The organism is Pantoea sp. sgz302252, from assembly GCF_047713085.1.
Classification (GTDB): Bacteria; Pseudomonadota; Gammaproteobacteria; order Enterobacterales; family Enterobacteriaceae; genus Scandinavium.
The window spans coordinates 1-25,018 of record NZ_JBLFJW010000024.1; the positions used below are offsets into that span (position 1 = coordinate 1).

The following is a 25,018-nucleotide window of genomic DNA, read 5'->3' on the forward strand; positions in this document are numbered from 1 at the left end:
GGGAGAGCAGCTGTGTTTAAAGTCAACCGGTGGCAGCTAACCTGCCACCCATTTTGCATTATCTCTCAGCATTGCGTTCAGGATTGTCACCAGTTTCCTCACACATGCCGTCATCGCGACTTTAAACGCTTTCCCTTTCGCTCTCAGTCTCTCAAAGAACGCCTTTATCACCGGGTTGTGACGCACCGCTGACAGCGTCGCCATATACAGCGCTGCCCTCACTGCACTTCGACCGCCCCAGATACATCGCTTTCCTTTCATCTTTCCGCTGTCATGCGCGTACGGACACACGCCCACCAGTGCACTGATTTTTCGACGGCTCAGTTGCCCCAGCTCCGGCAGCATCGACAACAGTACCGCCATCGTTGTCTTCCCTATTCCCTTGACCTCTTCCAGTAACTTCACTTTCTCCCGCCACAGCGGCATGACCCGTATCTGCCTGTCTATGTCGTCATCCGTGCCTTTTATCTCTCCGTTGAGCCAGTCTATGTGCCGCCTGATGCCCATCCGGATAAGCTCATCATCGCAGGTACCATAGCGGTTTTGCTCCATTGTCCGGTTATCCACTAACTGGCGGCGACGTGCCACCATCATGGCCAGGCGCTGAGTCTGCTCATCCGGTGCTGGCCGGATATCCGGCTCCATCCGGCGGCCGAACTCGCAGATGACTCGCGCATCATTCGGGTCTGTTTTGTACAGCGTCCCGAGGGCCCGGGCGAAGTTTTTAACCTGTCTGGGGTTCACAACAGCAACCGGGACACCCGCGAGTTCAAGGGTGACAGCCAGCAGGTTGTGGTAGCGACTGGTGGCTTCCATCACGACAAGTTTGATGTTCAGCGGCGTCAGTTGCGCAAGAAGTTGCTGATGTCCGGCAGGCGTGTTTTCCAGATGCAGGAACTGGCCTGACGGGCTGATAAATACGTCAAAAGTCTCTTTGGCGATATCGACGCCGACGAAAGAATATTCGGTCATTTTCATGTCTCCCGGCCTTGTAAGATACGGGCTGGCATCGGCCGCCCTGGCAGCTGTTCGGGTTTACAGGAAAGCTGATGTCACGCCAGAAGCTCTCCCGCGGGCTTACAGGCCCAGAGGGTGGACAGGCTGTGACATCAGGTCAAACACAGTGACAGTGTACCCGCCTGATGACGGGTAACTGAAGTGACTTTAAACATACAAGGGTTGGGGAGAGGGCATCAGGCCGCAGGGAACCAGATGCCGGGCGGCACTGCGTTTGCCCGGCCTACAGGGGAACGTAGGCCCGGTAAGCTTGCGCCACCGGGCAATGGGTTTCACGCGACACCCAACACAAACATGCGCTATGGTAGTCGGCAGCAACCTTCAATAAGGACTGAGCCATGACCCTACACTGTGCATTTATTGGTTTTGGAAAGAGCACCACGCGCTATCACCTTCCTTACGTGCTTAACCGCAAAGACACCTGGCATGTGGCGCATATCTACCGCCGCAGCGCTAAGCCGGAAGAGCAGCATCCTCAGTATCAACATATTCATTTCACCAGCGATCTCGACGAAGTGCTGAACGATCCGCAGGTCAAACTGGTGGTGGTGTGTACTCACGCCGACAGCCATTTCGACTATGCGAAGCGCGCGCTCGAAGCGGGTAAAAACGTGCTGGTGGAAAAGCCCTTCACCCCGACGCTTGCAGAAGCGAAAACGTTGTTCGAACTGGCTAAAGCCAAAGGGCTGACGGTCATGCCGTATCAGAATCGTCGCTTTGACTCCTGCTTCCTGACGGCGAAAAAAGTGATTGAGAGCGGCAAGCTCGGCGATATCGTGGAAATCGAAAGCCATTTCGATATGTACCGTCCGGTGGCGGAAACGAAACCTGGTTTACCGCAGGATGGTGCGTTTTACGGTCTTGGCGTGCACACCATGGACCAGATTATTTCGCTGTTTGGTCGCCCTGATCATGTGTCGTATGACATTCGCAGCGTGCGCAACCCGGCCAACCCGGACGATACCTTCGAGGCGCAGCTTTTCTACGGCAACCTGAAGGCGATTGTGAAAACCAGCCATCTGGTGAAAATCGATTATCCGAAGTTTATTGTGCACGGCACCAAAGGCTCTTACTTCAAATACGGCATCGATCAGCAGGAAACCAGCCTGAAGGCCAACATCATGCCGGGTGAAGCGGGCTTTGGCGCGGATGACAGTATCGGCCAGCTGGAATATATGAACGCCGAAGGCGTTAGCGTACGTGAAGAAGTGAAACCGGAAGCGGGCGATTACGGCCGCGTGTACGATGCGCTGTACGCCACGTTCACCACTGGTGCGCCGTATTACATCAAGGAATCTGAAGTTCTGACCAATATGGAGATCCTCGAACGGGGCTTCGAACAGGCTCCTCCTGCCACCATAACCCTCGCAAAATAAGCGGATTTGGCTCCTCTGTACTTGTTCATAAATTTTGAACAGAGGAGTCAATTTTCACCCACTATCATCCTGAACGGTTCGGGTCCACACTAAGTCCATCGAAACGAACACGGGGTGAACATCATGATCTACTTACGCAAAGCAAACGAACGCGGCCACGCTAATCACGGCTGGCTGGACTCCTGGCATACTTTCTCTTTCGCCGATTACTATGACCCGAATTTCATGGGGTTTTCGGCACTGCGAGTGATTAACGATGATGTGATTGATGCCGGACAAGGCTTCGGTACTCACCCGCACAAAGACATGGAAATTCTGACCTATGTGCTGGAAGGCGCCGTTGAGCATCAGGACAGCATGGGCAACAAAGAGCAGGTGCCTGCCGGTGAATTCCAGATTATGAGCGCCGGTACCGGTGTTCGTCACTCGGAGTACAATCCGAGCAAGACGGAGAAACTGCACCTGTATCAAATCTGGATCATTCCAGAAGAAACCGGCATCACGCCTCGCTACGAACAGCGTCGCTTTGACGCCGCTCAGGGCAAACAGCTGGTGCTGTCGCCGGATGCGCGTGACGGTTCACTGAAAGTATACCAGGACATGGAGCTGTACCGCTGGGCGCTGGCAAAAGGCGAACAGTCTGTGCATCAGATTGCCGCTGACCGCCGCGTGTGGATTCAGGTGGTGAAAGGCGAAGTCTCTATCAACGGCACCAAAGCCACCACGGCCGATGGTTTGGCCATCTGGGATGAGCAGGCACTTTCTGTTCATGCTGACAGCGAAGCGGAAATTCTGCTGTTTGACCTGCCACCAGTATGATCCTGATTAAATAAATCGCGGAACCTTCCCACTAACCGGGAAGGTTCTGTCACGTCCATGATAAACTGGTGAAATGTCTCCCCCTTTATCACTCTCTGGACGATGAAAAAGAAAAGACCCGTACTTCAGGATGTGGCCGATCGCGTCGGTGTGACCAAAATGACGGTCAGCCGTTTTTTGCGTAACCCGGAACAGGTTTCCGTGGCGCTGCGTGGCAAGATTGCCGCCGCCCTTGATGAACTGGGTTATATTCCCAATCGCGCCCCCGACATTCTCTCTAATTCCACCAGTCGTGCAATTGGCGTGCTTCTCCCGTCCTTAACCAACCAGGTGTTCGCTGAAGTGCTCAAAGGCATTGAAAGCGTGACCGACGCTTACGGCTATCAGGCGATGCTCGCTCACTACGGTTATAAACCGGAGATGGAAGAAGAGCGTCTGGAATCGATGCTCTCCTGGAATATCGACGGCCTGATCCTTTCTGAACGCACGCACACTGCGCGTACCCGCAAGATGATTGAAGTCTCGGGCATTCCGGTGGTGGAGCTGATGGACAGTCAGACGCCGTGCATCGATATCGCCGTGGGTTTTGATAACTTCGAAGCCGCCCGCCAGATGACCGCCACCATTATTTCGCGCGGTCACCAGCACATCGCCTATCTCGGCGCACGTCTTGATGAACGTACCATCATCAAACAGCAGGGCTATGAGCAGGCGATGCGTGATGCTGGCCTAACGCCTTACAGCATGATGGTTGAACAATCCTCGTCTTACTCTTCCGGTATCGAGCTGATGCGTCAGGCGCGTCGTGAATATCCGCAGCTTGATGGCATCTTCTGTACCAACGATGACCTCGCGGTCGGCGCGGCGTTTGAGTGCCAGCGTCTGGGGTTAAAAATCCCGGATGATATGGCGATTGCCGGTTTCCACGGTCATGACATCGGTCAGGTCATGGAGCCCCGTCTGGCGAGCGTGCTAACGCCGCGTGAACGCATGGGGCGAATTGGTGCCGAGCGCCTGCTGGCGCGCATCCGTGGTGAAATAGTTACGCCGAAAATGTTAGATTTAGGTTTCACATTGTCACCGGGCGGATCAATCTAGACCGACAAGTTTGAAGTAGATCACACAACACAGTTTATCGTCCCACCGGTTATTGCTTATCCAGGGGCTCAGCAGGACAATGTTACCGATAACAGTTACCCGTAACAAACTCTGAGGAGCAACGCGTTGAGCACGACTAACCATGAAAACCATGTCTACGTTCTGATGGGCGTTTCTGGCAGTGGCAAATCCGCCGTTGCCAGCGAAGTGGCGTATCGGCTGCATGCCGCGTTTCTTGACGGCGACTTCCTCCATCCGCGCAGCAACATTGTCAAAATGTCTTCCGGCGAACCGCTGAATGACGACGACCGTAAACCGTGGCTGCAGGCGCTGAACGATGCCGCCTTCGCCATGCAGCGCACCAACAAAGTGTCGCTGATCGTCTGTTCTGCCCTGAAAAAAAGCTATCGCGACCTGCTGCGTGAAGGCAACCCGAACCTCTCTTTCATCTATATGAAAGGCGATTTTGAGGTTATCGAAAACCGCCTGAAAGCCCGCAAAGGCCACTTCTTCAAAACCCAAATGCTGGTCACCCAGTTCGAAACGCTGGAAGAGCCGGGCACAAATGAGCCTGACGTTCTGGTGGTCGATATCGATCAGCCGCTGGACGGCGTGGTCGCCAGCACCATTGAGTTAATCAACAAAGGCAGTCAGTAGTGAGTACATTAACGCTTGTTTTGACGGCAGTCGGCTCCGTATTGCTGCTGCTGTTTTTAGTCATGAAGGCACGTATGCACGCCTTTGTGGCTTTGATGGTGGTGTCTATTGGTGCAGGGCTGTTCTCCGGTATGCCGCTCGATAAGATTGCGGCAACCATGGAAAAAGGGATGGGTGGTACGCTGGGCTTCCTGGCGATCGTGGTCGCATTGGGCGCAATGTTCGGCAAAATTCTGCATGAAACCGGCGCTGTCGATCAGATTGCCGTGAAGATGCTGAAGTCCTTCGGCCACAGCCGTGCGCATTATGCGATTGGCCTCGCAGGGCTGATTTGTGCGCTGCCGCTGTTCTTCGAAGTGGCGATTGTGCTGCTGATTAGCGTCGCTTTCTCCATGGCACGTCACACCGGAACGAACCTGGTGAAACTGGTTATTCCTCTGTTTGCGGGCGTTGCAGCCGCCGCGGCGTTCCTGCTGCCAGGGCCTGCGCCGATGCTGTTGGCTTCGCAAATGCACGCAGACTTTGGCTGGATGATCTTGATTGGCCTGTGCGCAGCCATTCCGGGGATGATCATCGCCGGGCCGCTGTGGGGGAATTTCATCAGCCGTTACGTTGAACTGCATATTCCTGACGACGTCACCGAGCCGCATCTGGGCGAGGGCAAAATGCCGTCCTTCGGTTTCAGCCTGGCGCTGATCCTGCTGCCGCTGGTGCTGGTGGGGCTGAAAACTATCGCCGCACGTTTTGTGGCGCAAGGTTCTCCGGCGTACGAATGGTTTGAGTTTATCGGTCACCCGTTCACCGCGATTCTGGTGGCGTGTCTGGTAGCGATTTACGGCCTTGCTGTGCGTCAGGGTATGCCGAAAGACCGCGTGATGGAAATCTGCGGCGCGGCGCTGCAACCCGCGGGGATTATTCTGTTGGTGATCGGCGCGGGCGGTGTGTTCAAACAAGTGCTGGTGGATTCCGGCGTTGGCCCGGCATTGGGCGAAGCGCTGACCGGCATGGGCCTGCCAATCGCGATTACCTGTTTCGTGCTGGCTGCGGCGGTACGCATTATTCAGGGTTCCGCAACGGTTGCCTGTCTGACAGCAGTCGGTCTGGTGATGCCAGTGATTGAACAGCTGCATTACAGCGGCGCACAGATGGCAGCACTGTCAATTTGTATCGCGGGCGGGTCTATCGTGGTCAGCCACGTGAATGACGCCGGTTTCTGGCTGTTCGGTAAGTTTACCGGGGCAACAGAAGCGCAGACGCTGAAGACCTGGACGCTGATGGAAACCATTCTGGGGACCGTGGGCGCGATTGTTGGGATGATTGCGTTTTCGCTATTGAGCTAGCTTGTTGCCCGGCGGCGCAAGCTTGCCGGGCCTACAAAAAAATGTAGGCCGGGTAAGCGTCAGCGCCACCCGGCTTTTTCATCCCTTCATCCACACCCGAATTCCATCCAGGAACATTTGGGTGGCGAGCATCACCAGAATCAACCCCATCAGCCGTTCCAGCGCATTCACCCCTTTCTCCCCCAGCAGGCGTAAAAACAGCCCTGACTGCAGCAAAATCACGAATGTGCCACCCCAGGCGAGCATCAGCGCAATAATCAAATGCCCCATCTGATTCGGATACTGATGCGACAATAACATCAGCGTCGCCAATAATGACGGCCCGGCAACCAGTGGGATCGCCAGCGGCACAATAAACGGTTCTTCACCGACCGGTAAACCACTGCTGCTGCCTTCGGCACTCGGGAAAATCATCTTAATGGCAATCAGGAATAAAATGATCCCCCCGGAGATAGAAACGGTCTCCGCACTCAGGTTGAGGAACGCCAATATTTTCTCTCCGGCGAAGAGAAAAATGAGCATTATCAGCAGTGCGATAAACAGCTCACGTATCATGATCGCCCTGCGGCGCTTGGGTTCCGTGTGTTTTAACACCGACATGAAAATCGGTAAATTTCCCAGTGGATCCATAATCAGGATCAATAAAACCGCAGCAGAAAGGATGTCGCTCATTACGTTGTTCCCTGATAATTGCCCTTCAAGCTCTGCACAGACGCAGAGGGTAAATAAGTTGCTTTACTGAGTGATGACGAATCATTGAATTTTTTCACTTGCGACTTTGGCTGCATTTTGTAATGTGAGTGATGTCCCGGCTTCAAGGTTGAAAACCGGCTCAGCACAACAGCACACACCTCTGCAGGAATACACGTTATGAAAAATGTTGGTTTTATCGGCTGGCGCGGTATGGTCGGCTCTGTACTCATGCAACGCATGGTAGAAGAGCGCGATTTTGACGCCATTCGCCCCGTTTTCTTCTCCACCTCTCAGCTGGGTCAGGCTGCGCCTGCGTTCGGCACCCATAGCGGTGGCACGCTTCAGGATGCCTTTGATCTTGAGGCGTTGAAGGCACTCGACATTATTGTCACCTGTCAGGGCGGCGATTATACCAACGAAATCTATCCGAAGCTGCGTGAAAGCGGCTGGCAGGGTTACTGGATTGACGCGGCCTCTTCGCTGCGCATGAAAGATGATGCGATCATTATTCTGGACCCGGTGAATCAGGATGTCATCACCGCGGGCCTGAACAACGGCATTAAAACGTTTGTCGGCGGTAACTGTACTGTCAGCCTGATGCTGATGTCACTGGGCGGCCTGTTCGCTAACGATCTCGTTGAGTGGGTGTCTGTGGCGACCTATCAGGCAGCCTCTGGCGGCGGTGCGCGTCATATGCGTGAACTGTTAAGCCAGATGGGTGGCCTGCACAACTACGTGGCGGGCGAGCTGGCGAACCCGGCTTCCGCCATTCTCGATATCGAACGCAAAGTGACTCAACTGACTCGCAGCGGCGACCTGCCGGTCGACAACTTTGGCGTACCGCTGGCAGGCAGTCTGATCCCGTGGATCGACAAGCAGCTCGATAACGGTCAAAGCCGCGAAGAGTGGAAAGGCCAGGCGGAGACCAACAAAATTCTCGCCACTCAGAACGTTATCCCGGTGGATGGCCTCTGCGTGCGTATCGGTGCCCTGCGCTGCCACAGCCAGGCGTTCACCATTAAACTGAAGAAAGATGTGTCTATCCCGACCGTGGAAGAGCTGCTGGCAGCACACAACCCGTGGGCCAAAGTGGTGCCAAACGACAGGGATATCACCGTGCGTGAACTGACCCCTGCGGCGGTGACCGGCACGTTGAGCACGCCAGTCGGGCGTTTGCGTAAGCTGAATATGGGGCCGGAGTACCTCTCCGCCTTCACCGTTGGCGATCAGCTCCTCTGGGGCGCCGCCGAGCCGCTACGTCGCATATTGCGACAACTAGCGTAACAAAATGAAAAAAGGGGTGCTGAGTCACCCCTTTTTTACGCCTGTCGCTTTATACGTAGAATAAGGAATTAACACGTATGCAGCAATTTTACCGGGAGTCAGATAAAGCCTTGGCTATGCTTTAAGGGAGAGGTTTTTCCTGACGGTGGGATGGCGCAAAAAGGAAGCTCAATTTTGCCGCGCCATTCAGGTCATAAAAAGTCGCTACCCAGAACAGACACAGCGACACTTACAACAGGATGAATAGCATGTCCGATCGTATCGATAGAGACGTGATTAATGCTTTGATAGCCGGCCATTTTGCGGACCCGTTTTCCGTGCTTGGCATGCATAGCACCGACGCAGGACTGGAAGTCCGCGCACTGTTACCTGACGCGACCGAAGTGTGGGTCATCGAACCCAAGACCGGGCGTAAAGTGGGCATGCTCGATTGCCTCGACTCACGCGGTTTCTTCAGCGGCGTGATGCCACGCCGTAAAAATCCTTTCCGTTACCAGTTGGCGGTGCTGTGGCACGGTCAACAGAATCTGATTGATGACCCTTATCGTTTTGGCCCGCTGTTGCAGGAAATGGATGCCTGGCTGTTATCGGAAGGTACGCATTTGCGTCCTTACGAAACGTTGGGTGCGCATGCCGATACCATGGACGGCGTGACCGGCACTCGCTTTTCTGTCTGGGCACCGAACGCTCGTCGCGTGTCGGTTGTCGGGCAGTTCAACTATTGGGATGGCCGCCGTCATCCGATGCGCCTGCGTGCAGAATCAGGCATCTGGGAACTCTTTGTGCCTGGCGCGCACAACGGTCAGCTCTATAAATTTGAGATGATCGACGCACAGGGGCATTTGCGCATCAAGTCAGACCCTTATGCCTTTGAAGCGCAGATGCGCCCTGAAACGGCCTCACTGATTTGCGGCCTGCCAGAGAAAGTCGAACAGCCGGAATCCCGCAAACAGGCCAACCGTTTTGACGCGCCGATTGCTATCTATGAAGTGCATCTCGGCTCCTGGCGGCGTCATACCGATAACAACTTCTGGCTGAGCTATCGCGAACTGGCCGATCAGCTGGTGCCTTACGCCAAATGGATGGGCTTCACCCATCTTGAATTGCTGCCTATCAACGAGCATCCGTTTGACGGGAGCTGGGGTTATCAGCCAACAGGGTTGTACGCGCCTACGCGCCGATTCGGTACGCGTGACGACTTCCGCTACTTCATCAACGCGGCACACAACGCCGGGCTGAACGTGATCCTCGACTGGGTGCCGGGCCACTTCCCATCGGACGATTTCTCGCTGGCGAAATTCGATGGCACTGAACTCTATGAGCACAGCGATCCGCGTGAAGGCTTCCATCAGGACTGGAACACCCTGATTTACAACTACGGCCGCCGTGAAGTGCAGAATTTCCTGGTGGGTAACGCGCTGTACTGGATTGAGCGCTTCGGCATTGACGCGCTGCGTGTGGATGCAGTTGCCTCAATGATTTACCGCGACTACAGCCGCAAACCGGGGGAGTGGATCCCGAACGAACACGGCGGTCGTGAAAATCTCGAAGCCATCGAATTCTTGCGTAGCACCAACCGCATTATGGGCGAACAGGTGCCAGGTGCGGTGAGCATGGCGGAAGAATCGACCGACTTCGCGGGTGTCTCGCGCCCGCCGGATATGGGCGGCCTGGGCTTCTGGTACAAGTGGAATCTTGGCTGGATGCATGACACCCTGGACTATTTCAAGCTCGACCCGGTTTATCGCAAGCATCACCACGACAAGCTGACATTTGGCATGCTTTACAACAGCACCGAAAACTTCGTGCTGCCGCTCTCGCACGATGAAGTGGTGCACGGCAAGAAATCGATTCTCGACCGTATGCCGGGTGATGCGTGGCAGAAATTCGCCAACCTGCGCGCCTATTACGGCTGGCTGTATGCCTTCCCGGGTAAAAAGCTGCTGTTTATGGGCAACGAGTTTGCACAGGGGCGCGAGTGGAACCACGACAGCAGCCTCGACTGGCATCTGCTGGAAGGGGGCGACAACTGGCATCACGGCGTACAACGTCTGGTGCGGGACCTCAACCTGACCTATCGCCACCACAAAGCGATGCACGAACTGGATTACGACTCGTATGGCTTTGAGTGGCTGGTGGTGGATGACCACGAGCGTTCCGTGTTCGTGTTTGTGCGCCGCGACAAGCAAGGCAATGAAATCATTGTCGCCAGCAATTTTACGCCGGTGCCGCGCACGCACTACCGCTTTGGTATCAACCAGCCAGGGCGCTGGCGTGAAATCCTGAATACCGATTCGATGCATTATCACGGCAGCAATGCCGGGAATGGTGGAGCCGTACACAGCGATGACATCGCGAGTCACGGGCGTCCGAACTCACTGTCTGTCACGCTGCCGCCGCTGTCCACTATCTGGCTGGTTCGGGAGGGGGAATGAGCAAACTCACGGCAGGTAAACCTACACCGCTTGGCGCAAGCTATGACGGGCAGGGCGTGAACTTCACGCTCTTCTCTGCGCATGCGGAACGGGTCGAGCTGTGTGTGTTTGACAAGGAGGGCAATGAGCACCGCGAAGATTTACCAGGCCGCACGCAGGATGTGTGGCATGGTTATCTGCCCAACGCGCGGCCGGGGCTGCGCTACGGATTCCGCGTGCACGGTCCGTGGGAGCCACATCACGGGCACCGTTTCAACCCTGCGAAGTTGCTGATCGACCCTTGCGCTCTCCGCGTAGAGGGCGAAGCAAAAGACGATCCGATCCTGCACAGTGGACATGATCAACCCGACAGCCGCGATAGCGCGTCGGTAGCGCCGCGTTCCGTGGTCGTCGATCTCCATTACGACTGGGAAAACGACACGCCACCGCGGACGCCGTGGGGCAGCACCATCGTTTACGAAGCGCATGTGAAAGGGCTGACGTATCTGCATCCGGGTATCCCGAAAGAGATTGCCGGCACGTACCGCGCCCTCGCACATCCGCTGATGATTGCGTATTTCCAGAAGCTCGGCATTACCGCGCTGGAACTGCTGCCTGTCGCGCAGTTTGCCAGTGAACCGCGCCTGCAACGGCTTGGGCTCTCCAATTATTGGGGCTACAACCCGCTGGCGATGTTTGCGGTTGAACCGCGTTATGCCACGTCGCCGGAACTGGCGATTAACGAGTTTCGCGATGCGGTGAAGGCGCTGCATGCGGCGGGAATTGAAGTGATCCTCGACATTGTGCTCAACCACAGTGCGGAGATCGATCTCGACGGGCCGACCTTCTCCCTGCGCGGAATCGACAACCGTAGCTATTATTGGATAAGGGACGATGGTGATTATCACAACTGGACGGGCTGCGGAAACACCCTGAATCTCAGCTCGCCGGGTACGGTGGACTATGCCCTTCAGTGCCTGCGGTTTTGGGTCGATGAGTGCCATGTGGACGGCTTCCGTTTTGATCTGGCTTCTGTGCTGGGCAGAACCCCGGATTTCCGTCAGGACGCACCGCTGTTTGAAGCCATCAAAAACGACCCGCAGCTTTCAGCCGTGAAGCTTATCGCCGAGCCGTGGGATATCGGTGACGGCGGGTATCAGGTCGGAAATTTCCCACCGCTGTTTGCTGAATGGAACGATCACTTCCGTGACGCGGTAAGAAGCTTTTGGTTGCAGCAAAATCTGTCTCTCGGCGACTTTGCCAACCGTTTTGCGGCATCCAGCGATGTGTTTAAACGCAACGGGCGACGACCGTCTGCGTCGGTCAATCTGGTGACGGCGCACGACGGATTTACCCTGCGCGACTGCGTCTGTTTCAATCAGAAACACAATGAGGCGAACGGCGAAGAGAACCGCGACGGGACTAACAACAATCACAGTAATAACCATGGTATAGAGGGGTTAGGCGGCAGTCTTGACGTGATTGAGCGGCGGCGAGCCAGTGTTCATGCCCTGATGGCCACACTGCTTTTATCACAAGGGACACCGATGCTGCTGGCGGGCGATGAACACGGCCACAGTCAGCACGGAAACAACAATGCTTACTGTCAGGACAACGCGCTCACCTGGCTTGACTGGGAAAAAGCCAATGCTGGCCTGACGACATTTACCGCTGCACTGATTCATCTTCGCAAGCAGATCCCGGCCCTGACTGAGGATCGCTGGTGGGAAGAGGGAGACGGCAGCGTTAGCTGGTTCAACAAGGACGCGCATCCCCTGAGTGCAGAAGAGTGGCAGCACGGCAGCCCGCAGATGCAAATCCTGCTGGCAGACACGTGGCTTATCACCCTCAACGCGTCACAGGACGTTGCCGACATGGTTTTACCTGAAGGGGAGTGGCGCGCCATTCCTCCATTCGCCGGAGAGGATAATCCGGTCACCCTGGCTGTCTGGCATGGGCCCGCGCACGGAGTGTGCGCATTCGAAAAGGTCCGCTCGAACAGATAACGAGCGAAAAAAGGAGTTAATCATGGTTAGACTTGAAAAGAACGATCCTCTGATGTTAGCGCGTCAATTGCCGATCAAATCGGTGGCGCTGATCCTCGCCGGTGGGCGCGGAACCCGACTTAAAGATTTGACCACCACCCGCGCCAAACCCGCGGTGCATTTCGGTGGTAAGTTCCGCATCATCGACTTTGCTCTCTCTAACTGCATTAACTCTGGTATTCGCCGTATCGGCGTGATTACCCAGTATCAGTCGCACACGCTGGTGCAGCACATTCAGCGCGGCTGGTCTTTCTTCAGCGAAGAGATGAACGAGTTTGTTGACCTGCTGCCTGCACAGCAGCGCGTCAGCGGTGAAAACTGGTATCGCGGCACGGCGGATGCGGTGACGCAAAACCTGGATGTTATTCGTCGTTATAAGGCCGAATATATCGTTATCCTCGCCGGTGACCATATCTACAAGCAGGACTACTCACGCATGCTTATCGACCACGTCGAAAAAGGCGCGCGTTGCACCGTAGCCTGCATGCCAGTGCCCGTTGCTGAGGCAACAGCGTTCGGCGTAATGGACGTCGATAACGAAGACAAGATTATCGAGTTCGTCGAAAAACCGGCCAAGCCGCCAACCATGCCGGGTGACGACAGCAAATCACTCGCCAGCATGGGTATCTATATCTTTGATGCAGATTACCTTTATGGGCTGCTGGCGGAAGACGACGAAGATGCCAATTCCAGCCACGACTTCGGCAAAGATATCATCCCGAAAATCGTTAAAGCTGGCATGGCATATGCACATCCTTTCCCACTGTCTTGCGTGCAGTCAGATCCGGAAGCAGAACCGTACTGGCGTGATGTCGGGACGCTGGAAGCGTACTGGAAGGCGAACCTCGACCTCGCCTCCGTCACGCCTGAACTGGATATGTACGACCAGAACTGGCCGATACGTACACACATGGAATCGCTGCCGCCCGCGAAGTTTGTGCAAGACCGTTCGGGCAGCCACGGCATGACGCTGAACTCGCTGGTTTCCGGCGGGTGCATCATCTCCGGCTCCGTGGTGGTGCAATCGGTGTTGTTCCCGCGAGTGCGGATAAACTCGTTTTGTAACATTGATTCGGCAGTGTTATTGCCGGATGTCTGGGTCGGGCGTTCATGTCGCCTGCGCCGCTGTGTTATCGACCGCGCCTGCGTTATCCCGGAAGGCATGGTGATTGGAGAAAATGCGGAAGAGGACGCACGTCGTTTCTACCGTTCAGAGGAAGGCATAGTGCTGGTGACGCGTGAAATGCTGCGCAAACTGCAGGGCTGACAGGAGCGATAATGCAGGTTTTACATGTATGTTCAGAGATGTTCCCGCTGCTGAAAACGGGCGGTCTGGCGGATGTGCTTGGCGCGTTACCGGCGGCGCAAATTGCCGATGGGGTTGATACACGCGTTCTGTTGCCAGCCTTCCCGGACATTCGCCGCGGCGTGACGGATGCACAGGTAGTGACCCGTCGCGACACCTTTGCCGGACGCATTACGCTGCTGTTCGGCCATTATAACGGCGTGGGCATCTATCTGATTGATGCGCCACATTTATACGACCGCCCCGGGAGCCCGTATCACGACACCAATCAGTTTGCGTATACCGACAACGTGCAGCGTTTTGCGCTGCTGGGTTGGGTTGGCGCTGAAATGGCGAGTGGGCTGGATCCGTTCTGGCGACCTGAGATTGTCCATGCGCACGACTGGCATGCGGGGCTGGCTCCGGCGTATCTCGCCGCACGCGGTCACCCGGCAAAGTCAGTCTTCACGGTGCACAACCTGGCTTATCAGGGGATGTTTTATGCGCATCATATGAATGACATCGGCTTGCCATGGTCGTTCTACAACATGCACGGACTGGAGTTTAACGGGCAGATTTCGTTCCTGAAAGCCGGGCTGTATTACGCCGATCACATCACGGCGGTCAGCCCGACTTATGCGCGTGAAATCACCGAGCCGCAGTTTGCCTACGGGATGGAAGGGCTGCTGCGTCAGCGCCATCAGGAAGGGCGGCTGTCGGGCATTCTCAATGGCGTAGATGCCCAAATCTGGAGCCCGGAAAACGACCTGCTGCTGGCGGCGCGCTACAACCGCGATCAGCTTGAAGAGAAAGCCGAAAACAAGCGCCAGCTGCAAATTGCGATGGGCCTGAAGGTGAATGACAAAGTGCCACTGTTTGCGGTGGTCAGCCGTCTCACCAGCCAGAAAGGGCTGGATTTGGTGCTCGAAGCGCTGCCGGGTCTGCTGGAACAAGGCGGGCAACTGGCCCTGCTGGGGGCTGGCGATCCGGTGTTGCAGGAAGGTTTCCTCGCCGCCGCAGCTGAACATCCAGGGCAAGTTGGCGTGCAAATTGGTTATCACGAAGCATTCTCGCACCGCATCATGGGCGGCGCGGACGTGATTCTGGTGCCGTCGCGCTTTGAGCCTTGCGGCTTAACGCAGCTTTACGGTTTGAAATACGGCACGCTGCCGCTGGTGCGTCGCACTGGCGGGTTGGCTGATACGGTGTCCGACAGTTCGCTGGAAAACCTGGCGGACGGCATCGCCAGTGGATTTGTGTTCGAAGACAGTAATGCCTGGTCGCTGCTAAGAGCCATCAGGCGTGCTTTCGTGTTGTGGTCGCGCCCTTCGCTCTGGCGCTATGTCCAGCGCCAGGCGATGAGCATGGATTTTAGCTGGCAAGTCGCGGCGACGTCTTACCGCGAGCTTTATCAACGCTTGATGTAATCACAGGACCCTCTTATGAATGCACCTTTTACTTACGCATCGCCAACCCTCAGCGTTGAGGCACTGAAGCACTCCATTGCCTATAAGCTGATGTTCACCATCGGGAAAGATCCGGCGATAGCCAACAAACACGAATGGCTGAACGCCACGTTGTTTGCGGTTCGTGACCGTCTGGTCGAACGCTGGCTGCGCTCTAACCGCGCACAGCTTTCACAGGAAGGCCGTCAGGTTTATTACCTGTCGATGGAGTTCCTGATTGGTCGCACCCTTTCCAATGCGCTGTTGTCGCTCGGTATTTATGAGGACGTGAAAAACGCGCTGGAAGGGATGGGGCTCGATCTCGAAGAGCTGATTGGCGAAGAGAATGACCCGGGGCTGGGTAACGGTGGCCTCGGTCGTCTGGCGGCCTGTTTCCTCGATTCTCTCGCCACGTTAGGCTTGCCGGGCCGCGGCTACGGTATTCGCTACGACTACGGCATGTTCAAACAGAACATTGTCGATGGCCGACAGAAAGAATCGCCGGATTACTGGCTGGAGTACGGCAACCCTTGGGAATTCAAACGCCACAACACCCGCTATGCGGTGCGTTTCGGCGGACGTATTCAGCAGGAAGGCAAGAAATCCCGCTGGGTCGAAACCGAAGAGATTCTGGCGGTGGCCTACGACCAAATCATTCCTGGCTATGACACCGACGCGACTAACACGCTGCGCCTGTGGAACGCGCAGGCGAGCAGCGAAATTAACCTCGGTAAGTTCAACCAGGGTGACTACTTCGCGGCGGTGGAAGATAAAAACCACTCCGAGAACGTGTCTCGCGTGCTGTACCCGGATGACTCAACGTATTCCGGGCGAGAGCTGCGTCTGCGTCAGGAATATTTCCTTGTTTCGGCAACGGTGCAGGATATTCTCAGCCGCCATTATCAGTTGCACAGAACCTACAACAACCTGTCCGAAAAAATCGCCATTCACCTGAACGACACCCATCCGGTGCTGTCGATTCCGGAGCTGATGCGTCTGCTGATTGACGAGCATAAGTTCAGCTGGGATGACGCTTTCAACGTGACGTGCCAGGTGTTCTCCTACACCAACCACACGCTGATGAGCGAAGCGCTGGAAACCTGGCCGGTTGAGATGCTCGGCAAAATTCTGCCGCGCCACCTGCAAATCATCTTCGAAATTAACGACTACTTCCTGAAGACCTTGCAGGAGCAGTACCCGAACGACACCGGGCTGCTGAGCCGCACGTCTATCATCGATGAATCCAATGGCCGACGTGTCCGCATGGCGTGGCTGGCGGTGGTTATCAGCCACAAGGTTAACGGTGTGTCAGAGCTGCACTCTAACCTGATGGTGCAATCGCTGTTTGCCGACTTTGCGAAGATTTTCCCGATGCGCTTTACCAACGTCACCAATGGCGTCACACCGCGTCGCTGGCTGGCGCTGGCGAACCCGTCGCTGTCTGAAGTGCTTGATGAAAATATTGGCCGCACCTGGCGTACGGACCTGAGCCAGTTGACGGAACTGGAACAACACCTGGATTACCCGCTGGTGAATCAGGCGGTGCATCACGCCAAGCACGAGAACAAAAAGCGTTTAGCCGAGTACATCGCCCAACAGCTGAACGTTGTGGTCAGCCCGAAATCGCTGTTCGATGTGCAAATTAAGCGTATCCACGAGTACAAACGTCAGTTGATGAACGTGCTGCACGTCATTACCCGCTACAACCGCATCAAGGCCGATCCGAAGGCCGAGTGGGTGCCGCGGGTAAACATCTTCGCCGGTAAAGCGGCCTCGGCGTATTACATGGCGAAGCACATCATTCATCTGATTAACGATGTAGCGAAGGTTATCAACAACGACCCGCAGATTGGTGACAAGCTGAAGGTGGTGTTTATCCCGAACTACAGCGTCAGCCTGGCGCAGCTGATCATCCCGGCGGCCGATCTTTCCGAACAGATTTCGCTGGCGGGAACGGAAGCGTCGGGCACCAGTAATATGAAGTTTGCGCTCAACGGCGCGCTGACCATCGGCACGCTCGACGGAGCGAACGTCGAAATGCTGGAGCACGTCGGCGATGAAAACATCTTTATCTTTGGTAACACGGCGGAGGAGGTTGAAGCGCTGCGCGCCAAAGGCTACAAGCCACGTGATTACTACGATCAGGATGAAGAGTTGCATCAGGTGCTGACGCAAATCGCGACAGGTTTGTTCAGCCCTGAAGAGCCGGGCCGCTACCGTGATCTGGTGGATTCGCTGATTAACTTTGGCGATCACTATCAGGTGCTGGCGGATTTCCGCAGCTACGTGGACTGTCAGGATAAAGTGGATGAGCTGTATAAAAATCCGGAAGAGTGGACCACCAAAGCGATGCGCAACATCGCCAACATGGGCTACTTCTCGTCAGACAGAACCATTCAGGAGTATGCAGAGACTATCTGGCATATTGATCCGGTGAGGCTTTAATAAACATGCCGGGTGGCGGCTTCGCCTGACCCGGCCTACGATTTTGTAGGCCGGATAAGCGTTAGCGCCATCCGGCATTATTTTCCTCGACTACGATGCCAACGACAGTTCACGCTTTCCCACGTGTTGTACCAGCCATTGTGCTACGCGAGACTGCTCTTCGGCATTCAGCCACATCCCTTGCTTCGTGCGACGCCAGATAGCGTCATCCAGACGGCGTACCCACTCGTGTTCCACCAGGTAGCGCAGTTCCGCTTCATAGAACTCGTGCCCAAAGTGCTCGCCTAGCTCGGCGATCTCTTTGGCTTCACCCAAAATCCATTCGCTGTTGCTGCCATAGGTGCGGGCAAAATGGCGTGCCATGCCTTCGCTGATAAACGGATAACGACGGCGAAGTTTCGCGGCGTAATCATCGCGATCGCCTTCGATTTCACCGCCAGGCAGCACCGAGCCTTTGGTCCACGCCGGGCCGATGCCTTTATAGTACGGCGTCAGTTTTTCCAGCGCGTGTTCTGCCAGCTTGCGATAGGTCGTCAGTTTGCCGCCAAAGACAGACAGCAGCGGTGCCTGACCGTCGACGTCGTGGATGTCCAGCGTGTAGTCGCGGGTAATTGCCTGCGGAGAATCTGACTCGTCATCACACAGCGGACGCACGCCGGAATAAGTCCAGACAATGTCGTCGCGACCAAGCTGTTTTTTGAAGTGCGCGTTATGCACCTTCAGCAGGTAATTGATTTCACTTTCGTCAATTTCGACGTTTTTCGGATCGCCTTTGTATTCCACGTCGGTGGTGCCGATGATCGAGAACTCATCCATCCACGGAATGACAAACACGATACGCTTATCTTCGTTTTGCAGAATGTACGCCTGCTTCTGCGTATGCACGCGTGGCACCACGATGTGGCTGCCTTTGATCAGACGAATCCCGTACGGAGAAGGCAGGTGCATGCCGTCGTCGAAGAATTGTTTTACCCACGGGCCCGTCGCATTGACCAGACCACGCGTCTGCCAGCTGAATTTCTCGCCGGTATCGATATCTTCTGCTTCAACAATCCACAGACCATTTTCGCGGCGAGCAGAGGTCGCGCGGGTGCGGGTGAGCACTTCGCCGCCTTTCTTCACCACCATTTGCGCGTTGGCTAACACCAGACGAGCATCGTCTACCCAGCAGTCGGAATATTCGAAACCGCGCACGATTTCCGGCTTAAGCACGGAGTCTGCGCCAAAACGCAACCCGGTGGAACTCGGCAGGCTGGTGCGTTTACCGAGATTGTCGTACATAAACAGACCGATGCGAATCATCCACGCCGGGCGAAGATGCGGGCGATGCGGTAAACGAAAACGCATCGGGAACGCGATGTGAGGCGCCATTTTTAACAGCACCTCACGTTCAGCCAACGCTTCGCTGACCAGGCGGAATTCGTAGTGTTCCAGGTAGCGCAGGCCACCGTGAATCAGTTTGGAGCTGGCGCTCGATGTGGCACAGGCTAAATCCTGTGCTTCCAGCATCAGCACGGATAAACCGCGTCCTGCGGCATCTGCCGCGATACCGGCACCGTTGATGCCACCGCCTATCACAATCAGATCTTTGGTTTCCATGCTGCGCCCTCTCGCACTTTCGTTAAAGCTCATAAATGTTCGTTATCGCTCAATATAGCAAACAAACGAGCAATTGGTAACATCAAAAAAACATTTCAGAGTGATGCGTGTAACAAATTAGCGTTTCCCTGCCGCCAGGACGTACACTACGGGGTAACATAATGTGGATATCTTTGCCCCTCACCCTAACCCTCTCCCCAAAGGGGCGAGGGGATGATTTGCACCCTCTTCCGGAAGGGCGCGAAGGCATGCTTTTCCCCCTCTCCCTTTTAGGGAGAGGGCCGGGGTGAGGGTATAAACACCGCACAACTTCAGAGAACAAAAGAGAGCACCATGGATCAGTTTGAATGTATCAACGTAGAAGAAGCGCACCAGAAACTGCATCAGGGACTGGCGGTGATGGTGGATATTCGTGACCCGCAGAGCTATGCAATGGGCCACACCCCGGAAGCGATTCATCTGACTAACGACACGCTGGGCGCGTTTATGCGCGATACCGATTTCGAGACGCCGGTGATGGTGATGTGCTACCACGGCAACAGCAGCAAAGGGGCGGCGCAGTATCTGCTGCAACAGGGCTATGACCAGGTTTACAGCGTTGACGGGGGCTTTGACGCCTGGCATCGCCATTTCCCGGCTGAAGTGGCGCACGGTAGCTAAGACGGTATACTGTCCTCTTTTGTGTGGAATAAGCGACGCCCCGTATGTTGATGATTACCTCTTTTACTAACCCGCGCGTGGCCCAGGCGTTCGTCGACTACATGGCGACGCAGGGCGTTATCCTGACGATTCAGCAGCATACTCAAACCGATGTCTGGCTGGCGGATGAAAGCCAGGCCGCACTGGTGCAAAACGAGCTGGCGCGCTTTCTGGAAAACCCTGCCGACCCACGCTATTTAGCGGCGAGCTGGCAATCAGGCCATACCAACAGCGGATTGCACTACCGTCGCTTCCCTTTTCTTGCCACGCTGAAAAGCAATGCCGGGCCTTTGACCTGGCTCATCGCCTGCGCCTGCATTCTGGTGTTTATTGCGATGAACGTGATGGGCGATCAGGCCGTGATGGTGTGGCTGGCATGGCCGTACGACGCTTCCCTGCAGTTTGAGTTGTGGCGTTACTTCACCCACGCGTTTATGCACTTCTCGCTGATGCATATCCTCTTCAACCTGTTATGGTGGTGGTATCTCGGCGGGATGATTGAAAAGCGCATCGGCAGCGGAAAACTGCTGGTGATTACGGTGATCAGCGCCCTGTTGAGCGGCTTTATCCAGCACAAATTTAGCGGGCCGTGGTTTGGTGGCTTGTCCGGCGTGGTGTATGCGCTGATGGGGTATGCCTGGCTGCGCGGTGAGCGCGATCCACAAAGCGGGATCTTCCTGCAACGTGGGCTTATTATTTTCTCGCTGCTGTGGCTGGTGGCCGGCTGGTTTAATCTTTTCGGGATGTCGATTGCCAATGGTGCCCATGTGACCGGGCTGGTGGTTGGCCTGGCGATGGCGTTTGCCGATACGCAGAATGTGCGAAAACGAACATAATAATTCCAGGGATCTTGCATGAAACAAACACAACGTCATGACGCGATTATCGAGCTGGTAAAAAAGCAGGGTTATGTCAGCACAGAAGAGCTGGTGGAGCAGTTTGCCGTCAGCCCGCAAACCATTCGTCGCGACCTGAACGACCTGGCAGAGCAACAGATGATTTTGCGTCACCACGGTGGCGCGGCGCTGCCGTCCAGTTCGGTCAACACCTCATGGCAAGACCGAAAAGCCACCCAGGCGGCGGAAAAAGAGCGCATTGCCCGGAAAGTGGCCAGCCAGATCCCGAACGGTTCCGCGTTGTTTATCGATATCGGTACCACGCCAGAAGCGGTGGCGCACGCGCTGCTCAATCACTCTGATTTACGCATTGTCACCAACAACCTCAACGTGGCGAACACGCTGATGGCAAAAGAAGACTTTCGGGTGATTCTGGCGGGCGGTGAGTTACGTAGTCGCGACGGAGGGATCATCGGTGAAGCCACCCTCGATTTTATCTCTCAGTTCCGTCTGGATTACGGCATCCTGGGGATCAGCGGCATCGACAGCGACGGTTCGCTGCTGGAGTTCGATTACCACGAAGTGCGCACCAAACGGGCGATCATTGAAAACTCTCGCCATGTGATGCTGGTCGTCGACCACTCGAAGTTTGGCCGCAATGCAATGGTGAACATGGGCAGTATCAGCCTGGTCGACGCGGTGTATACCGATGTGATGCCGCCAGCGGGCGTGATGCAGGTGATTGCGGAGAATAATATTCAGCTGGAGTTGTGCTGATTCTCCTCACCCTAACCCTCTCCTCAGAGAGGAGAGGGGACTGATCGGAGCTGTCTTTTCTCCCTCGTCCCTTTGGGGAGAGGGTCGGGGTGAGGGGAAACTTAAACCCCATACCCCATCATTTTCAGCAACTGCTGGGCATGCTGCACCGCCGCCTGGCGGTGTGCCACGCCGAGCTTTTGATACAAATTGCGAATATGCGTTTTGATGGTCGTGGCCGCCACGTCCAGCTCTCCGGCAATCTGCTCATTGCTGTAGCCTGAATAAATCAGCCCTAACACCTGCCACTCGCGTTGCGTGAGGGGGCTGGTGCGGATCAGTTCCGGCACTTCAGGATGATTCAGCAGACGTTCAACGAAGTTCTCGTCAAAATGCGCAAATTTGTGCCGATGATGCTGGTTAATCTCACGCAGAATGCGCTGCGCACGATGCTGCTCCAGCTCCGGTAGCGTGTTGAGCTGAATCAACTGGCGCAACTGCTGCGCCATGGCTTCACCTTCAATCACGAAGTGGCTGATAAAACCGGTGCGGTTGGCGAGCGTCAGCGCTTCCATCAGCACGCGTTGGGCATCGTTCTTCCGATTTGCCTGCCAGTAAAGCTGATTGAGCAGCAGCAGGTTGCGGTTGAGATCGCTCATCAGGCGCAGGCTGCGGGCATTTTCATTGAGTTCTTCCAGCACGATTTCGGCGGGTTCAAATTCACCCAGCAGAATCTGCGCACGAGCGATATTGCGCCACTGGCTTTGCAGGAAGTGGTTATTGGCAAACTCCGGTTTTGGCGTGTGGCGCAGCCAGTTGGCGGCGGATTTCTTATCGCCAATCATCTGCCAGTAAATCACGCGCACTTTATCGGCGTTCGACACCCAGTCGCTGTGATACTGCCCATTGCCGAGCAGGTTTTCCAGACGGTTGAGATGATTGCGGGCGTTATCCAGATCGCCACGCGCCAGCGAACTTTGTACCAGCAGCGCCAGGCATTGTAACTGTTGCTGAGGCTGGAAATTCGCCAGCACTTCCATCCCGTGACGGGCACTCAGTTCCGCTTCATCCAGACGTGCCCAGGCCCACAGCAGTTGCGCGCGAATGCGCAACAGGAACTCGTGCATCGGCAGCTGTTCAAGATGTTGCTCGCGAATCAGCTGGAAGGCTTTTTCCTGAGTTTCCCACGCGGCTTGTAAAAAGCCCTGCGCGAACAGGATTTCGCCTTGTTGGATCAGGCTCCATAGCGCGTAGTGCCAGACCTCATGGCGACGCGCCATCTGTTCGGTTTGCTGCATCACCGCCAGCGACTTGCTGAGTTTCCCCTGGCAATGCAGCACTTCGCCGTGCACCGAGGTGGCAACGATACGACTGTAATAACTGGCGATCGGCAATTCGTCGAGAGCAACCATCGCCAGACGCTCGGCTTCATCAGGATTGCCATCGTTGATAGCAACCTGTGCCCTTAGGGCGTTGAAATCGGCGTGCATCGTCGCATCCATTTCACCGCTCATCTCTGCTTCCGCTCGGGCCAGCAGCGTGTTCACTTCGCTGTAGCGATGCTGGCTCTGCATCAGCCAGGCTTGCAACAACACCAGGCGCGGATTTTCCAGCAGGCTTTCCCACGGAAGGGCCGCCAAAGACTCTTCCAGCAAAGACAGTTCGCTGTGATGGAACAAGCCCCAGGCGTGGTTGAGCAGAATGTCACGCAGCATTTTCGCATCACCCGCGGACAGCGCGTGATGGATGGCCTCGCCAGGGAAGCCTTGCGCCATCCAGCTTTCGGCGGCGGCGCGGTGGATCTCTGGCAGTTCGGTAGCCAGTTCCCACTGGCAACGCTGACGCAGGAAGCTGCCGAACAGCGGGTGGAAGCTGAACCACTCGCCGGAGTTGTCCATGCGTTGCAGGAACAAACCCTGGCGTTCGACCTCTTCCAGCCGCATTTGGCCGTTTTCTTCCCCGGTGACGCGCACAATCAGCGCATCGTTCATCGAGCGCAGAAGGGAGCTTTTCAGCAGGAAATGACGGGTCGGCAAATCCACATTATCCAGCACTTCATCCACCAGATAATCGGACAAATGGCTGGCGTTGATGCCTGCCAGGCGGCGCGCCGAGTGATGAACCGCGCTGTTATTCTGACGGGCGGATAACGCAATAAGCTGTAATGCCGTTGCCCAACCGGCAACGTCATCGCACATGCGGCTGCTTTCTGCGGCTTCAATCGGGGAGGTCAGACGGCAGTCGAAAAACTGCTTCGCTTCCTGATGATTGAACGCCAGTTGCTGACTGCCAATTTCGAGCAGCTGATCGCGCACGCGCAAATTGGCGATACCCAACTGCGGCAGGTTTCGCGACAGCACGACCAGAGTCATGTTTTCCGGTTGATGGCGCAGGAAAAAGCGCATCGCATCATGGATAACCGGGTTGGTTATCAGATGATAATCGTCAATCACCAGCAGCAGAGGTTTCTGCCAGGCATTGAGTTCAATAAAAAGCTGCGCAAACAGCGAGGTCAGGCTGGCATATTGCCGTTTCTGCACCATGGTCTCACTGGCAGCACAATGGCCGCCGGTCGCCTGCTGAATGGCCGCAATCAGATAGCTGGCAAAACGTTCCTGCTGATTGTCTCCGTCATCCAGAGAGAACCAGCCCAGTTCGCTTTTCCCTGCCGCCCACTGTGAAATGAGAGTGGTTTTTCCGTATCCTGCCGGACTTGTTATCAGCGCAAGACGGTAATTGTTCGCGCCGGAAAGTTTCGCCAGTAACCGCTCACGAACCACTGTGTGTTCGAGGCGGACAGGGCGACTTAATTTTGACGGAATCAACATAGGGTTATCACTTCACTGTGAGAGTAAGAGGTTTGTTTTTTTCGCGCTTCGTAATTAATGTCTATTAAGGTCGGCCAATCGCTTAATTATTGCAAGTTATGTCCGGATTTTATGCTTATGATTTTGCACTCTGTCACAATTCTTAATGAAGGGTAAACGAAGACACTGAAACCGGTGCCAGTGCACGTCGTTACTGGTTTTGCTAATTCGACGGAAATTTATTGAACCCCGGTTTTAATCAATAAGGTCATTCTTAAGCATTTATAATTCAGGGGCGGGATAGTCAGAAAATAAAACATGAATCCGGTGGGTTAATGCGGAATTATTATTACACGTAAGTAATCATTTCCAGCATTTACCCTATTTAGCCAAACGATCTTTC

18 protein-coding genes are annotated in these 25,018 nt (G+C 55.4%); 14 read left to right on the forward strand and 4 right to left on the reverse strand.

Annotation, left to right across the window (positions count from 1 at the left end):
* Nucleotides 1-36 precede the first annotated feature (36 nt).
* The gene (locus ACLW56_RS17245) at nucleotides 37-972 is read right to left on the reverse strand and encodes an IS110 family transposase (RefSeq protein WP_330984163.1); all 936 of its coding nucleotides are present in this window, start codon (nucleotides 970-972) and stop codon (nucleotides 37-39) included.
* Nucleotides 973-1,355: 383 nt separating this feature from the next.
* On the opposite strand from ACLW56_RS17245, the gene ACLW56_RS17250 reads away from it, so the two are divergent.
* The 5 genes from ACLW56_RS17250 to gntU all read left to right on the forward strand — a co-directional run bounded on the left by ACLW56_RS17250 (nucleotide 1,356) and on the right by gntU (nucleotide 6,307).
* Nucleotides 1,356-2,393: an oxidoreductase gene (locus ACLW56_RS17250; protein WP_330984967.1), complete on the forward strand. Its 1,038-nt coding sequence runs from the start codon at nucleotides 1,356-1,358 to the stop codon at nucleotides 2,391-2,393.
* 123 nt (nucleotides 2,394-2,516) lie between these two features.
* Nucleotides 2,517-3,212, forward strand: a complete 696-nt coding sequence (locus tag ACLW56_RS17255) for a pirin family protein (RefSeq protein WP_330984968.1) — start codon at nucleotides 2,517-2,519, stop codon at nucleotides 3,210-3,212.
* A gap of 102 nt (nucleotides 3,213-3,314) precedes the next feature.
* The gene (gene gntR, locus ACLW56_RS17260; RefSeq protein ID WP_330984969.1) at nucleotides 3,315-4,310 is read left to right on the forward strand and encodes a gluconate operon transcriptional repressor GntR; all 996 of its coding nucleotides are present in this window, start codon (nucleotides 3,315-3,317) and stop codon (nucleotides 4,308-4,310) included.
* A gap of 126 nt (nucleotides 4,311-4,436) precedes the next feature.
* Complete coding sequence (gntK, locus tag ACLW56_RS17265; protein ID WP_330984970.1) at nucleotides 4,437-4,967, forward strand: gluconokinase; 531 nt, start codon at nucleotides 4,437-4,439, stop codon at nucleotides 4,965-4,967.
* Nucleotides 4,967-6,307, forward strand: a complete 1,341-nt coding sequence (gene gntU / locus ACLW56_RS17270; protein WP_330984971.1) for a gluconate transporter — start codon at nucleotides 4,967-4,969, stop codon at nucleotides 6,305-6,307. Before gntK ends, gntU begins: the two co-directional genes overlap by 1 nt.
* A 78-nt stretch (nucleotides 6,308-6,385) precedes the next feature.
* On the opposite strand, the gene ACLW56_RS17275 is transcribed toward gntU, so the two are convergent.
* Nucleotides 6,386-6,979, reverse strand: coding sequence for a YhgN family NAAT transporter (locus ACLW56_RS17275; protein ID WP_330984972.1), 594 nt, complete (start codon nucleotides 6,977-6,979; stop codon nucleotides 6,386-6,388).
* A gap of 198 nt (nucleotides 6,980-7,177) precedes the next feature.
* Here ACLW56_RS17275 and asd point away from each other — a divergent pair, with 198 nt between their 5' ends.
* From asd to glgP, 6 genes are all read left to right on the forward strand, one after another.
* A complete protein-coding gene (gene asd, locus ACLW56_RS17280) occupies nucleotides 7,178-8,284 on the forward strand; it encodes an aspartate-semialdehyde dehydrogenase (RefSeq protein WP_330984973.1) in 1,107 nt (368 codons plus the stop codon).
* 248 nt (nucleotides 8,285-8,532) lie between these two features.
* A complete protein-coding gene (gene glgB / locus ACLW56_RS17285; RefSeq protein ID WP_330984974.1) occupies nucleotides 8,533-10,719 on the forward strand; it encodes a 1,4-alpha-glucan branching enzyme in 2,187 nt (728 codons plus the stop codon).
* Entirely contained in the window at nucleotides 10,716-12,704 is a 1,989-nt protein-coding gene (gene glgX / locus ACLW56_RS17290; protein WP_330984975.1) for a glycogen debranching protein GlgX, read from the forward strand. The genes glgB and glgX overlap by 4 nt, the downstream gene beginning before the upstream one ends.
* 22 nt (nucleotides 12,705-12,726) lie before the next feature.
* The gene (gene glgC, locus ACLW56_RS17295) at nucleotides 12,727-14,010 is read left to right on the forward strand and encodes a glucose-1-phosphate adenylyltransferase (RefSeq protein ID WP_330984976.1); all 1,284 of its coding nucleotides are present in this window, start codon (nucleotides 12,727-12,729) and stop codon (nucleotides 14,008-14,010) included.
* An 11-nt stretch (nucleotides 14,011-14,021) separates the two neighbouring features.
* Complete coding sequence (gene glgA, locus ACLW56_RS17300) at nucleotides 14,022-15,455, forward strand: glycogen synthase GlgA (RefSeq protein WP_330984977.1); 1,434 nt, start codon at nucleotides 14,022-14,024, stop codon at nucleotides 15,453-15,455.
* A 15-nt stretch (nucleotides 15,456-15,470) separates the two neighbouring features.
* Nucleotides 15,471-17,918: a glycogen phosphorylase gene (gene glgP, locus ACLW56_RS17305; protein WP_330984978.1), complete on the forward strand. Its 2,448-nt coding sequence runs from the start codon at nucleotides 15,471-15,473 to the stop codon at nucleotides 17,916-17,918.
* Nucleotides 17,919-18,008: 90 nt separating this feature from the next.
* Here glgP and glpD read toward each other — a convergent pair whose 3' ends face one another.
* Nucleotides 18,009-19,517 carry a glycerol-3-phosphate dehydrogenase gene (gene glpD, locus ACLW56_RS17310; protein ID WP_330985042.1) on the reverse strand — a complete coding sequence of 503 codons (1,509 nt, stop codon included), beginning with the start codon at nucleotides 19,515-19,517 and terminating at the stop codon, nucleotides 18,009-18,011.
* Nucleotides 19,518-19,850: 333 nt separating this feature from the next.
* Here glpD and glpE point away from each other — a divergent pair, with 333 nt between their 5' ends.
* Genes glpE through ACLW56_RS17325 form a run of 3 tightly spaced genes read left to right on the forward strand, consistent with a single transcriptional unit; the run spans nucleotide 19,851 to nucleotide 21,829 of the window.
* A complete protein-coding gene (gene glpE / locus ACLW56_RS17315; protein WP_330984979.1) occupies nucleotides 19,851-20,177 on the forward strand; it encodes a thiosulfate sulfurtransferase GlpE in 327 nt (108 codons plus the stop codon).
* Between the two features lie 44 nt (nucleotides 20,178-20,221).
* Nucleotides 20,222-21,052 carry a rhomboid family intramembrane serine protease GlpG gene (gene glpG, locus ACLW56_RS17320; RefSeq protein ID WP_330984980.1) on the forward strand — a complete coding sequence of 277 codons (831 nt, stop codon included), beginning with the start codon at nucleotides 20,222-20,224 and terminating at the stop codon, nucleotides 21,050-21,052.
* 18 nt (nucleotides 21,053-21,070) lie between these two features.
* Entirely contained in the window at nucleotides 21,071-21,829 is a 759-nt protein-coding gene (locus tag ACLW56_RS17325; protein WP_330984981.1) for a DeoR/GlpR family transcriptional regulator, read from the forward strand.
* A 101-nt stretch (nucleotides 21,830-21,930) separates the two neighbouring features.
* Here the strand turns inward: ACLW56_RS17325 and malT are convergent, their stop codons facing one another.
* Complete coding sequence (gene malT / locus ACLW56_RS17330; RefSeq protein ID WP_330984982.1) at nucleotides 21,931-24,636, reverse strand: HTH-type transcriptional regulator MalT; 2,706 nt, start codon at nucleotides 24,634-24,636, stop codon at nucleotides 21,931-21,933.
* Nucleotides 24,637-25,018 lie beyond the last annotated feature (382 nt).